This window comes from Larkinella sp. C7, from assembly GCF_006149005.1.
Lineage (GTDB): Bacteria > Bacteroidota > Bacteroidia > Cytophagales > Spirosomataceae > Larkinella.
In genome coordinates this window covers 930662-943651 of record NZ_VBSL01000001.1, presented here as the reverse complement: position 1 = coordinate 943651, position 12990 = coordinate 930662, and the positions used below count along the sequence as shown (strand labels likewise).

At 52.7% G+C, this 12990-nt stretch carries 9 protein-coding genes and 1 riboswitch; of the genes, 5 read left to right on the top strand and 4 right to left on the bottom strand.

The window, feature by feature from the left end; all coding sequences use genetic code 11:
• Positions 1-114: 114 nt before the first annotated feature.
• On the bottom strand, positions 115-1056 hold the full coding sequence (locus tag FH871_RS03765; protein WP_171062753.1) for a GNAT family N-acetyltransferase: 942 nt from the start codon (positions 1054-1056) through the stop codon (positions 115-117).
• A 30-nt stretch (positions 1057-1086) separates the two neighbouring features.
• A complete protein-coding gene (locus tag FH871_RS03760; RefSeq protein WP_138989965.1) occupies positions 1087-1977 on the bottom strand; it encodes a Ppx/GppA phosphatase family protein in 891 nt (296 codons plus the stop codon).
• Between the two features lie 197 nt (positions 1978-2174).
• On the opposite strand from FH871_RS03760, the gene FH871_RS03755 reads away from it, so the two are divergent.
• The 5 genes from FH871_RS03755 to FH871_RS03735 all read left to right on the top strand — a co-directional run bounded on the left by FH871_RS03755 (position 2175) and on the right by FH871_RS03735 (position 10236).
• Positions 2175-4037 carry a carbamoyltransferase gene (locus tag FH871_RS03755; protein ID WP_138989964.1) on the top strand — a complete coding sequence of 621 codons (1863 nt, stop codon included), beginning with the start codon at positions 2175-2177 and terminating at the stop codon, positions 4035-4037.
• Between the two features lie 367 nt (positions 4038-4404).
• Positions 4405-4767: an SxtJ family membrane protein gene (locus FH871_RS03750; RefSeq protein ID WP_138989963.1), complete on the top strand. Its 363-nt coding sequence runs from the start codon at positions 4405-4407 to the stop codon at positions 4765-4767.
• An 83-nt stretch (positions 4768-4850) separates the two neighbouring features.
• Positions 4851-4958, top strand: a riboswitch (SAM riboswitch).
• A 109-nt stretch (positions 4959-5067) separates the two neighbouring features.
• Positions 5068-8847: a methionine synthase gene (gene metH / locus FH871_RS03745; protein WP_138989962.1), complete on the top strand. Its 3780-nt coding sequence runs from the start codon at positions 5068-5070 to the stop codon at positions 8845-8847.
• 474 nt (positions 8848-9321) lie between these two features.
• The gene (locus tag FH871_RS03740; RefSeq protein ID WP_114405302.1) at positions 9322-9675 is read left to right on the top strand and encodes a PadR family transcriptional regulator; all 354 of its coding nucleotides are present in this window, start codon (positions 9322-9324) and stop codon (positions 9673-9675) included.
• Between the two features lie 36 nt (positions 9676-9711).
• A complete protein-coding gene (locus tag FH871_RS03735) occupies positions 9712-10236 on the top strand; it encodes a hypothetical protein (protein WP_138989961.1) in 525 nt (174 codons plus the stop codon).
• 102 nt (positions 10237-10338) lie between these two features.
• Here the strand turns inward: FH871_RS03735 and FH871_RS03730 are convergent, their stop codons facing one another.
• Both FH871_RS03730 and FH871_RS03725 read right to left on the bottom strand, forming a co-directional pair.
• Positions 10339-10968 (bottom strand): response regulator transcription factor, encoded by a 630-nt coding sequence (locus FH871_RS03730; RefSeq protein ID WP_138989960.1) that lies wholly within the window; start codon positions 10966-10968, stop codon positions 10339-10341.
• A gap of 55 nt (positions 10969-11023) precedes the next feature.
• Positions 11024-12946, bottom strand: coding sequence for a nucleoside-diphosphate sugar epimerase/dehydratase (locus FH871_RS03725; protein ID WP_138989959.1), 1923 nt, complete (start codon positions 12944-12946; stop codon positions 11024-11026).
• Between the last annotated feature and the right edge of the window lie 44 nt (positions 12947-12990).

Here is a 12990-nt window from a genome sequence, read left to right as displayed (position 1 = left end):
CCTAGTTTGTCCCGATGGTAAATAGGTCGCGTCAGCGACAAATATTTGATGCCTGACGGCATCTCAGAAAATGCTAAAAATACAGGCTTATGGAGTAAGGGAAACTGAAGCGCTTCAAAACCGCATCTCAAAGACCAGCTTCGCCGATTCCACTGCGCCCAATTGGTGTTTAAACCGGATCAATCCCTCATTCCGAATGCCATGGCTGGTCGAAATGCCCAGATCGAGCAACGGAATCTGGTGTTGCTGGCAATAGGTGTACAGATTTTCGACCAGCATCACCGACGGGCTAAACTGTTGATAATCTTCGTGATCGGCGGGTAGGAAGTAATAAAGAACAGTGGGCGAAACCCGAATCCCCAGACAGGCAGCAATAAGCTGATCACCATCGCACACCGTAAAAACCGGGCAGACACCCCCGAAATTTGTGAGAAGATTGGCAAGCTCTTTGCTGCTCATCGATAGCGGCAGGTTTTTCCGTAACCGCGCTTTCCGAATGAACGCAAACAAGGTCTCCGCATCTGGATTTTCCCGGATGTGAGTCGTAAAACCGGCCTGCCGGCATTTCCGAAGCCGCCGTCGTTCGGTAGCATGCAAGTGTTCGGTAAAGGAACGTGCGCTGACGGTCAGGTGTTGATTCAGTTCTTCGTATTTCACCGCAAAACCGGCGTCCAGCAATACCGCACGAAGTCGCTGGCAATGAACCGGCAAATAGCAATCCGGGTAATTGACTATTCGAATTCCCTGGACTAGTAATTTTTTACTAGTTGTTACTACGTCGTCTACCAGTCGGGCTAGTTCTTCGTCCGGCAACTCATCCGAAAACTCGATGGAACCAAACGATGCGGCAGACGGACTTATGGCCCAGTCGTCGCGGATAAAAAACGCACAACGGGCGTCGGCCCGGCCGGTTTTGGGGTCGAGAAGGGCAAAATAGTGGAGCGGTCGATCCGGCTGGTTGAGCAGATGACGGGCCTGGAGGAACAGAAAACCGTCCTGGCAGAACGGCGGAATCTGTTCCGGGAGCGGATTTTCTACCTGAAGAAGTTCGTACACAGCCGGTTTACTGCTTGAAATATTCGGCAACTAGGGCTTTTTTTTCGGCTGCTTTTTGCCCCAACGTTCATACACCAACTGAAGAATACCGTCTTTCAGACCCAGGTCAGGCACCACAATGGTGTCGGCTCCCGCCCATTTCATAACCGAAATGTAGATGTCTGCCGCCGGAATGATGACGTCGGCCCGGTCGGCATTCAGCCGCAGTTTATTGATCCGGTCTTCCAGGCTATAGCCCGAAATATAATTCCGCATCCGTTCAATTTCCGCCAGCGTGGTCGTGTCACCGACTTTCGCCACGAGGTTGAAGATCTTGTTGATGTTTCCGCCCGTACCCACGGCGACCATATCCTGCGTTTTCAGCACGTTTTCGTCCACCCAGTCTTTCATTTTGTTCCAGGCCCCTTTGGTTTCTTTTCCTTCCAGTGAGCGCACGGAGCCGATTTTGAACGACTTCGAGTTGACCTTTTTCCGGTTCAGATACAGGTTCAGTTCGGTGCTGCCACCGCCCACGTCGATGTGCAGAAACTGCCGTTCGTCGAGGGCCTGCACCACCACATTGTTGATCAGTTCGGCTTCCTTCTGACCGTCGATGATGTTGATTTCGATGCCGGTCAACTCCTTGATGCGGGTCGCCACTTTGTGACCGTTGACGGCTTCCCGCATGGCCGAGGTGGCGCAGGCCATGTAGTCTTCCACTTCGTGGAGTTCCATCAACAGCTTATACACCTGCATCAATTTGTTGGTACGAACTTCGCTTTCGGGCGTAATTTCTCCAAAATTAAATACATCGTGACCCAGCCGAAGCGGAAACCGGACGTATTCAACCTTCTTGAAACTAATCACGTCGTCCACGTGCAGAACCGTTGAAATCTGGAGACGGGCCGCGTTGGAGCCGATATCGATGGCAGCAATTTTCAAAATGAAGTTGGGAAAAGTGGTACTGAAACGCCCAAATATACTCAATTTACATCCCCAGACGAAATACGGCGGCTTTTCTATAGAACGGTCGGGCGGATTCGGCTGTGCGCTAAAATTTGGGGTACTTTTGAATGAACAGGCGTACCTTTAACACCGATTGACCCTTACCGGTTTTGCCGGGCCTGCCCGACACAGACATGACTATTCTCGGAATCTCCGCTTTTTACCACGATTCGGCTGCGGCTTTGGTCGAAGACGGGCGGATTGTGGCAGCTGCGCAGGAGGAACGGTTTTCGCGCAAAAAACACGATGCCGGTTTTCCGGCCCATGCCATTCGTTTTTGTCTGGACTACGGCGGAATGAGCCTGAATGAGCTGGATGCCATTGTGTTCTACGACAAACCGCTGCTGAAATTCGAGCGGTTGCTGGAGACGTATTACGCCTTTGCTCCGCGTGGTTTGCGATCGTTTCTGATGGCGATGCCGGTCTGGATGAAGGATAAATTATTCCTGAAACGACTCCTGCGGGCCGAGCTGAAAAAACTCGGCTACGATTCTGGAAAACCGGTAAAACTGCTTTTCCCCGAGCATCATTTGTCACATGCTGCCAGTGCGTTTTACCCTTCCGCTTTTGAAAAAGCCGCCATTCTGACCATCGACGGCGTGGGCGAATGGGCGACGGCTTCCATCGGGTTAGGCGACGGCAAGGCGATTACGGTTTTAAAAGAACTGCATTTTCCGCATTCGCTGGGGTTGTTATACTCGGCTTTTACGTATTTTCTGGGCTTTCGGGTCAACTCCGGCGAATACAAACTGATGGGGCTGGCCCCGTACGGAAATCCGAATTCGCCGGACGTGGACCGGTATGTCGGGCTAATTAAAACGAAGCTGGTGGAGATCAAGGAAGATGGTTCCGTGTGGCTCGACCAGAACTACTTCGATTATGCGACCGGTTTGCGGATGGTTCACGAAAAAAAGTGGGAAACGCTGTTCGGTATTCCGAAACGCCATCCGGATGATGAACTGAAACCGGAACATGGTAATCTGGGACTGGCGATTCAGCGGGTGACGGAGGAGGTGGTCATCAACATGGCGCGTGAAGCCCGGCGATTGACTGATACGGATAATCTGGTGCTGGCAGGGGGCGTTGCCCTCAACTGCGTTGCCAACGGAAAACTCCAAAAATCCGGCATTTTTAAAAATATCTTCATTCAACCGGCAGCCGGTGATGCGGGTGGTGCCTTGGGCGCGGCTTTGGCGGCCTATCACATCTATTTTGACCGGGAACGCATCATCGATTACCCGCATGACGCCCTGCAAGGGTCGTTTCTAGGCCCGACGTTTTCCGATCTGGACGTTGAATTGATGGCAAAAAAGTACAAAGCGTTTTTTACGCATTACGACGATTTTGAAGCCTTGTGCAACGAAACCGCCCGGTTGCTGGCAAACGAAACCGTCATCGGCTGGGTGCAGGGGCGAATGGAATTCGGGCCACGGGCGCTGGGTGGTCGTAGCATTCTGGGCGATCCGCGAAGTGCCGGTATGCAGAAAAAACTGAACCTGACCATCAAATACCGCGAGTCGTTCCGGCCCTTTGCGCCCTCGGTGCTGGCCGAAGATTGTTCCGACTACTTCGATTGCGACGGGACCTCGCCCTACATGTTGCTGGTGCACCCGGTTCTGGAAAACCGCCGAAAACCGCTGCCCGCTGAGTATGACAGCCTTCCGATGCGGAAAAAATTGTATGTTCAACGCTCGGATTTGCCGGCCATTACGCACATCGACTTCTCCGCCCGGATTCAAACCGTTCACCGGGAAACGAACCCCCGCTACTGGCAATTGATCGATGCGTTTAAACGACAGACGGGGTGTGCGGTTTTGGTCAACACGAGTTTCAACGTGCGGGGCGAACCCATCGTCAACACGCCGGATGACGCGTATCGGTGTTTCATGCGAACGGAAATGGATTATCTGGTCGTCGGGAATTATGTGTTTGATAAAAAACAGCAACCGGCGTGGCCGGAAAAGGGCGTGTGGAAAGAAGAATTTGGATTGGATTGATAGCAGAAGACTACCGTTGTCACTCGTGACACGCGAGCGATAACCTTAAAGTAATACTTTACAAGCTGTTTAAGTTAACCGGGGAGTGCCCTGGAAGGGCGGTCTGTCAATAGGCAATGGCATCCATCAGCTAGTGGTAGCTCCGGAGGAGCGGTCTAAAAACATCTTCGGGNCCCTGGAAGGGCGGTCTGTCAATAGGCAATGGCATCCATCAGCTAGTGGTAGCTCCGGAGGAGCGGTCTAAAAACATCTTCGGGCCGCTCCTCCGGAGCTACCACTAGCTGATGGATGCCATTGCCTATTGACAGGACAGGCCTCTGGCCTTAATTTAAACAACTTCTTAAGAATTTTTAACAGATATCTGCCTATGAGTCAAGTAGAGCGCGTCAAGGCCCAGTTGGTGATCGTAACCGGTCTGGTCGTTTTGTACTTTGTCTTTAAATCCGTTTATTGGCTCTATGCCGCAGCAGCCGTAGGGCTTTTGAGCATCTTCATTCCGGCGGCTGGCAACGGCATTGCCTGGGCGTGGTTCAAACTGGCCGAAGTGCTGGGAATCATCAACAGCAAAATCATTCTGACGGTTTTATTTTGGGCGGTTTTAGTCCCGATCGCGTACCTCTACCGGCTCCGGGCGAAAAACCCGTTGACGATCAAGCGAACGCCGGACACGTCGCTTTACCACGAGCGGAACCACACCTATACCAAAGAAGATCTGGAACATACCTGGTAACGGAATCTTTTGCAAAAACCGCCTGTTTCTCCCCGAAGGGAATCGGTTTGGCGAAGACCGGCTCTTTTTCTATTTTTGTAAACCGCTTATCGAGAAAGACGGAGGGATTGGACCCGATGATGTCTTGGCAACCATTCATACTCCCTGAAAAAGGTGCCAAATTCCGCCCCGGCAACGGGGACAGATAAGTTGAAAGCTTGCACCCTGCTTCCTTTCTTCGATAAGCCGTGTAACCATATTTGTCCCGTTCTGCTACAGGCGGTGGTTTGCCGGGTAGGTAATCCTAATCAATACAAGAAATTGGAAAAAATAACTGACCTTCTTCAACAGCGTATCCTGATTCTCGATGGAGCCATGGGTACTATGATTCAACGATATAAACTGGAAGAGGAAGATTATCGCGGGACGCGTTTTGCGGATTGGCCCCACGATTTGAAGGGCAATAACGATTTGCTGTCGCTCACAAGACCGGACATCATCAAGGAAATCCACCGCCAGTATCTCGAAGCGGGGTCGGACATCATCGAAACCAACACCTTCAGCGGAACGTGGGTGGCGATGGCCGATTACCACATGGAGGAACTCGTGTATGAACTCAATTACGAGTCGGCGAAAATCGCGAAGGAAGTGGCAATGGAAGTAACCCGCCAGAATCCCGACAAACCCCGGTTTGTGGCCGGTGCGATGGGACCGACCACGCGGCTGGCCTCCATGTCGCCCGATGTGAACAATCCGGGTTATCGCGCTATTACTTTCGATCAACTGGTCGAAGCGTTTTACACCCAGGTTTCCGGGTTGGTCGAGGGCGGATCGGATTTGCTATTGATTGAAACCATCACGGATACGCTCAACGCCAAAGCCGCGTTGTTTGCCGTGGATAAATATTTTGCGGATAAAGGCCTGGAACCGCTGCCGATCATGGTTTCGGGAACGATTACCGACGCTTCGGGCCGGACGCTGTCGGGCCAGACGACGGAAGCGTTTCTGTATTCGGTATCGCACCTGCCGTTGCTCAGCATTGGGTTGAACTGCGCGATGGGGGCCGAACTGCTGCGGCCGTATGTGCAGACGCTGGCGAAAGAAGCACCATTTTTTACGTCGGCGTATCCGAATGCCGGGTTGCCCAACGAAATGGGGGAATACGATCAGTCACCCGACGAAATGGCGGCCCAGATCGAAGGCTTTGTGCAGGACGGTTTTGTCAACATCGTGGGCGGTTGCTGCGGTTCGACGCCGGATCACATTCGGGCCATTGCGCAGGCGATTGCGAAATACCCGCCCCGTCCGAGACCGCAGGCTGAATCGTATCAGAAACTGAGCGGTCTGGAACCGTTGAAAATCACGGAGTTGACCAACTTTGTCAACGTCGGTGAACGGACGAACGTAACGGGTTCCAAGGCGTTTGCGCGTTTGATCAAAGCCGGGGATTATGATGCGGCCTTGTCCGTGGCGCGTCAGCAGGTAGAAAACGGTGCGCAGGTGATCGACGTGAACATGGACGAAGGTATGCTGGATTCGGTGGAGGTCATGACGACGTTCCTGAATCTCATTGCCGCCGAACCCGACATTGCGCGCGTGCCGATCATGATCGACTCCTCGAAATGGGAAGTGATCGAAGCCGGTTTGAAATGCGTACAGGGCAAAGCCATCGTCAACTCGATTTCGCTGAAAGAAGGCGAAGAAGCGTTTATCGAACGTGCCAATCTGGTCAAACGCTACGGTGCTGCGGCCGTGGTGATGGCATTTGACGAAACCGGTCAGGCCGATAATTTCCAACGACGGATTGAAATCTGCGAGCGTGCCTACCGGATTCTGGTCGATAAAGTCGGTTTTTCGGCGCAGGACATCATTTTTGACCCGAACATCCTGACCGTTGCCACGGGAATCGAAGAACACAATAATTACGCCGTCGATTTCATCAATGCGACGCGCTGGATCAAGGAAAATCTGCCGTTAGCCAAAGTCAGTGGCGGTGTGTCCAATATTTCGTTCTCCTTCCGGGGCAACGAGGTGGTGCGGGAAGCGATGCACTCGGTTTTTCTGTACTACGCCATCAAAGCCGGGATGGACATGGGGATTGTCAACGCCGGTAATCTGGGCGTTTATGACGACATCCCGAAAGACCTCCTCGAACGCTGCGAAGATGTGCTGCTCAACCGCCGTCCGGATGCGACGGAGCGGCTGGTCGATTTTGCCGAAACCGTCAAAGCCAAAGGGAAAGTCGTTGTTCAGGATGAAAGCTGGCGGCAGGAACCGGTTCAGGAACGCCTGAAACACGCGCTGGTGCGCGGCATCACGGATTACATCGACCAGGACACGGAAGAAGCCCGGCTGCTGTATGAGCGTCCCATCGAGGTGATCGAAGGGCCGTTGATGGACGGCATGAACGTGGTGGGCGACCTGTTTGGCGAGGGAAAGATGTTTTTGCCGCAGGTGGTGAAGTCGGCGCGGGTGATGAAAAAAGCCGTTGCGTACCTGTTCCCATTCATCGAAGCGAGCAAAGCGGTGGGTGCCCGGGCGGCCGGAAAAATTCTGATGGCGACCGTCAAAGGCGACGTGCACGACATTGGGAAAAACATCGTGGGTGTGGTTTTGGGTTGTAACAACTACGAAATCATTGATTTGGGCGTGATGGTGCCGACCCAGAAAATTCTGGAGGAAGCCAAAAAACACAAGGTCGATATCATTGGCCTGAGCGGTTTGATTACGCCCTCGCTTGATGAAATGGTGGGCGTGGCGAAGGAAATGGAGCGCCAGGGTTTCACGATGCCGCTGCTGATCGGGGGGGCTACAACTTCGCGCATTCACACTGCCGTCAAGATCGATCCGCATTATTCGGGTCCGGTGGTTCACGTGCTGGACGCCAGCCGGAGTGTGCCGGTGGCCGGTCGGCTCATCAGCGAGCAGGAAAGCACGCGCGATCTGGTTTTTCGGGAATTTAAAGACGAGTACACCAAACTCCGCGCCGATCACGCGAAACGAAAGCAGGACAAAAAGACCCTGACGATCGACGTAGCCCGGAAAAACAAAACCGTCATCGACTGGTCGGAATTTGAACCGACCAAACCGCAGTTTCTCGGAAACCGCTATTTTCAGGACTATTCCTTGAAAGAAATTGCGGAGTTCATCGACTGGACGCCGTTTTTCCAGACCTGGGAATTGCACGGAAAATACCCCGCGATTTTGACCGATGAGGTTGTTGGCGTGGAAGCCCGGAAAGTTTTTGAAGATGCCAAGCGGCTTTTGCAGAAAGTGATCGATGAAAAACTGCTGACGGCCAAAGCCGTGGTTGGTTTTTATCCCGCCAACGCCACCGATGACGATGTGCTGCTGCACGACTTTGAAGAAATCGTCCGCGAGATTCCCTGTGAACGGCACGGTTCGCACGCGCACATCGAATACAAACTCAGCCATCTTGCCGAGCCTAGCGAGCGGAAATCGGCCGGAGAACTGATTTACGATACCAAAACCGTACTCCATTTTCTGCGGCAGCAAAACCAGAAAGCACCCGGTTTACCCAACTTCTGTCTGGCGGATTTTGTGGCCCCGATGGAGACAGGTCATACCGATTACATTGGCGGTTTTGCCGTTACGGCGGGCATTGGCATTGAAAAACTGGTTGAAGAATTCGAGCGTGATCACGATGATTACAACAGCATCATGATCAAGGCCATCGCCGACCGGTTAGCCGAAGCGTTCGCCGAATTGATGCACAAACGGGTTCGGACGGAATTCTGGCCGTATGCGACCAATGAAAAACTGTCGAACGAAGAGTTGATCAAGGAAGAATACCAGGGCATTCGGCCGGCACCGGGCTACCCCGCCTGCCCCGACCATACTGAAAAAGCGACGCTGTTTGAACTGCTGGATGCCGGGCAGATCGACATTCAACTGACCGAAAGTTTTGCCATGTACCCGGCGTCGTCGGTGAGCGGTTTTTACTTCTCGCACCCCTCGTCGCGGTATTTTGCGGTCGGAAAAATCAACAAGGATCAGGTGCTCGATTATGCACAGCGGAAGAATATGCCCCTCGATGAGGTCGAACGCTGGTTGTCTCCGGTTCTGTCGTACGACGCGTAGGGAACCGCGCCTTCCATATTCTGTCACTCCGCCCCAACGGGGCACCATCATCAACCCCAGACATCGTCCGGGGACAACCGTGGCAAAAATCCCACCGCCCAAACAAACCCCGAAGGGGTCTCATCATTAGCCCCGGATATCGTCCGGGGTAATGACCATATTCCCACCCTCATAACCCTGAAAGGGTTGAATACCAATTTATTTATCCAACCCTTTCAGGGTTATGACCAATTGGCACCAACATTAGCCCCGGACATCGTCCGGGGCTAATGTTGGTGCCCCTTTGGGGCGTGGTGATGGGCGACCTCCCCGTATTCCCCGGACGATGTCCGGGGCTAATGATGGTGCCCCGTTGGGGTGGGGTCTGTTGCGTGGAGGATTTGAAAAAAAATCCGGAAAAGATTTTGTTTATATATTGGAATCTTTTATATATTTACTTCGTACAAATAAATTAACATTCTATTTCTGCACAGCATGGAACCATCAGGCAATGAATTTTTGCGGGGTACCCTGAAGACAATCGTGTTGAAACTGCTGACCGAACGGGGCCGGATGTACGGATACGAAATCACGCAGTCGGTCAAAGAGCGGACGCAGGGAGAGGTTATTCTGACGTTCGGGGCATTGTACCCGGTTTTGCACAAATTGCAACAGGAAGGGTTACTGATTACGGAGTCGGTGGAAGTGGACGGGCGGTTGCGCAAATACTACACACTCACCCCCAGTGGTAACGAAATGGCCCACCAGAAAGTCTCTGATTTCGAGCGATTTGTTGAAGTAATGAAAGCCCTTTTACAACCGGTGCCAGCCTTGTCGCTGGGCCACTAAAATCCGAACCGATCAGCCGCTAAACCCGATAGTCCTATGGAAAAGCTCAACCCGCAACAAGTAGAAATCCTATACCGCCATCTGGTCTGGAACGGCACCGACGAAGCGCTGTTTGAAGAACTCCTCGATCACCTGGCTTGTGAGGTCGAGCATTACATGTGGATTGGTCTGCCGTTTGAAACCGCCCTGGAAAAAGTGCAGCTCGAAGCAAACGCCAAAGCCGTAAAACACTTGCGCAAAACCTACCAGATCGAGCTGACCATGAACGAGGAACAGCTTCGGAAAGCGGATCTGGACGATATTGTGTTTCAGTTTCGCAACAAAGCGTACGGTGCGTATGATCTGCGGCAGGAATACCGGAATTCCCTGCGCACGGCCCTGCTGATGACCGTCGGAATGGTCTTGATGATGATGGCTCTACTAACCACCGTCAGTACCGGGAAATGGACGTATCTGAGCGTTTGGGGGTTGGTCTGGACCGTTGGGCTGCTCAGCTTCTCGTATGCCGTCGGCACCTGCATTCGCCAGCGAATTCAGCAGCGATACCGGATCGTCCGATAAAAGATTGCCTGGAGCGATGGTCGAAGAAATTGGAAGTGGCCGGGAAACGAGAACGTTTCACACGGTTTCCACTCCCAATCGGCTATTTATTCAACGCTAGGATTAAATCAGTCGGTAATGCGCTGCCAGGTCCTTCATAACCAGGATATTGTCGACTTTGAGCTTGTCAAAAATCCGGGCTTTGTGCGTGCCAACGGTCGACGTGTGAATGTTGAGCGTATCGGCAATGTGGCTGACGGATTTACCCCTCACCAGGTGAAAAGCAATTTCCAGTTCCCGGTTCGACAACGCATCGAACGGGTCCAGGTCTTTCCTGAAGTGGTTATCATCCTGCATTTTTTCCAATAAGTCGGGGCACACACACGGTTTTCCGCACAGGATGGCGTGGACGGCTTTCCGGATTTCCGGGTCCTCGGCCTGCTTGCTGATGTACCCCTTGACGCCCAGTTGCAGATACCGTTTGGCGAAAGCGTATTCGGTCATGATGGTGAAGATCATAATCGGCAAGTCCGGTGCCATCGCCCGCATATTCTGGAGCAAACTAAAGGTGTCCGTATTGGGCATGTTGATATCCATAATTACCAGATGATAGGTGGTATCCATGATCTTGCCGAAAGCTGAACTGCCGTTTTTGGCTTCGTCAACCTGGATGGTGCCATACTGTTCTTTCAACAACAAACGGATGCCCGAACGGACGATGGAATGATCGTCTACTAATAAGATCTTGTACATAACTTTCCTGGTTTTAGCGTTAAATAGTATTTCATCACTGCACTAGGCCCGGTTTTCAATAATCCAGGGCCGTAAAAACGGAGTTGTTACTGATGTACTCGGGAATCAGACGTTTAAGGGTTCCCACCAACTGGTGATCACTGCCGTTGAGCATCAGATGCCGCAGTTGGTCGAGCGTCGCTTTCATTTCGTCCGCCTCGGGAATGACCACCTGCGCAATCATAATTTTGGGATGATGGGTCGGCAGCGTGCTTTCGTTGTCATTGAGGAGTTCTTCAAACAGCTTTTCGCCCGGTCGCAAACCCGTGAAAACGATTTTGATGTCCTTGTCTACGGCATAACCGGACAGGTGAATCATCTTGCGGGCCAGCTCCACGATCTTGACCGGATCGCCCATGTCGAACACGAATACTTCCCCGCCTTTGCCCATACCGCCCGCTTCGAGCACCAGCTGGCAGGCTTCCGGAATGGTCATAAAATACCGGATGATGTCGGGATGGGTAACCGTCACGGGGCCACCCGACTGGATTTGCTGTTGAAAAACCGTCACCACCGAGCCGTTGGAACCCAGTACGTTGCCAAACCGGGTGGCAATAAACCGGGTGCGACGGAGGGCTTTGTCGGGGTGATTGAGGCTCTGAACGTACATTTCGGCCAGCCGTTTGGTGGCTCCCATGACGTTGGTGGGGTTGACGGCCTTGTCGGTCGAAATCATGACGAACGTGCGGACGCCAAATTTCAGCGACAGATCCGCGACAATCTGCGTTCCCAGCACGTTCACCCGCACGGCTTCGTACGGATGTTCTTCCATGAGCGGAACGTGCTTGTAGGCTGCGGCATGAAAGACAATCGTCGGGCGGGTTTCCCGGAAAATATGCCGCATCCGAAACTCGTCGGAAATGTCCGCAATTTTCACGATCACGTTGACCTCGCTCGCCATCGCCTGGTATTCCCGGCGCAGTTTGAATTCCAGATCGAACAAGGCCGATTCCGCCTGATCGACCAGCACAACGGTGTGGGGACGGTGGCGCAACACCTGCCGGATGAGTTCGGCACCAATTGAACCGGCGGCCCCGGTCACCATCACGACCTGATCGCTGAGTTGTTCACGGATGGCCCTGTTTTCCAGCTGAATGGGTGAGCGACCGAGGAGGTCCTCGATGCGAATGTCACGGATCTGAAACGCATTCAGCCGGCCGTCGATCCATTGTTCAACCGTGGGTATGGTTTTGACCGAAACGTGGTATTGCAGGAAAAAATCGGTGATTTCCGTTTTTTTCTTCGGACTGATGGCCCCCATCGCCAGCAGAATCTGCGGTGGAATGGTTTGTTTCCGAATATAGCGTTTGTAAGCTTCCTGCCGCGAAACGACCGGCAACCCCTGAATGACTTTGTTGATTTTGTACGGATTGTCGTCGATGAAGGCCAGAACCGTATACCGTTGCGTGGGGTCCTGCGCCAGCGCGTTGCGGGTGAGCAAACCGGTTTTGCCGGCTCCGTAGATCAAAATCGGCTGGGGTGGCGTGCCCCGCGTAATCGACCGCAGGTGCCAGTAAAACGCTTTGACCAGAAACCGGCTTAGCGACAGCGCTACGAGACAGCAGCAATAATCGATCATCAGAATCGATACCGGTACGTAATATACGAGGTAACCGGCTTGCCAGCCGAAATAGGTTCCGAAGGCCGTAAGCGTGCTCCCGGCGGTAACCGCATACAGCAGCAGCAGAATGTCTTCCAGGCTGGTGTGGCGGATAATGCCCTGGTGGGAGCGAAACAGCACAAAAAACAGAGACCGGATTCCGACTGTGAGACCCAGGCAGTACAGAAAGTAATCGGCATAAATGGCCGTTACTTCGAAATTAAACCGCAGCAAAAAAGCGATCAGGAACGAACCGATGGAGATACAAACATCGGCCAGCAGCACGAAATAGCTGGAGACAATGCGGTTTGAATGAATTTTTAAATAGTGCTCTATCATCACTTTATAATCTAGGATGAGGGATTATCGACTCAGATGATTGG

Coding starts and splice junctions, on each gene's coding strand:
- FH871_RS03755 (WP_138989964.1), top strand. CDS start 2,175: ATGACTATTCTCGGAATCTCCGCTTTTTACCACGATTCGGCTGCGGCT.
- FH871_RS03750 (WP_138989963.1), top strand. CDS start 4,405: ATGAGTCAAGTAGAGCGCGTCAAGGCCCAGTTGGTGATCGTAACCGGT.
- FH871_RS03740 (WP_114405302.1), top strand. CDS start 9,322: ATGGAACCATCAGGCAATGAATTTTTGCGGGGTACCCTGAAGACAATC.
- FH871_RS03735 (WP_138989961.1), top strand. CDS start 9,712: ATGGAAAAGCTCAACCCGCAACAAGTAGAAATCCTATACCGCCATCTG.
- FH871_RS03730 (WP_138989960.1), bottom strand. CDS start 10,968: ATGTACAAGATCTTATTAGTAGACGATCATTCCATCGTCCGTTCGGGC.
- FH871_RS03725 (WP_138989959.1), bottom strand. CDS start 12,946: ATGATAGAGCACTATTTAAAAATTCATTCAAACCGCATTGTCTCCAGC.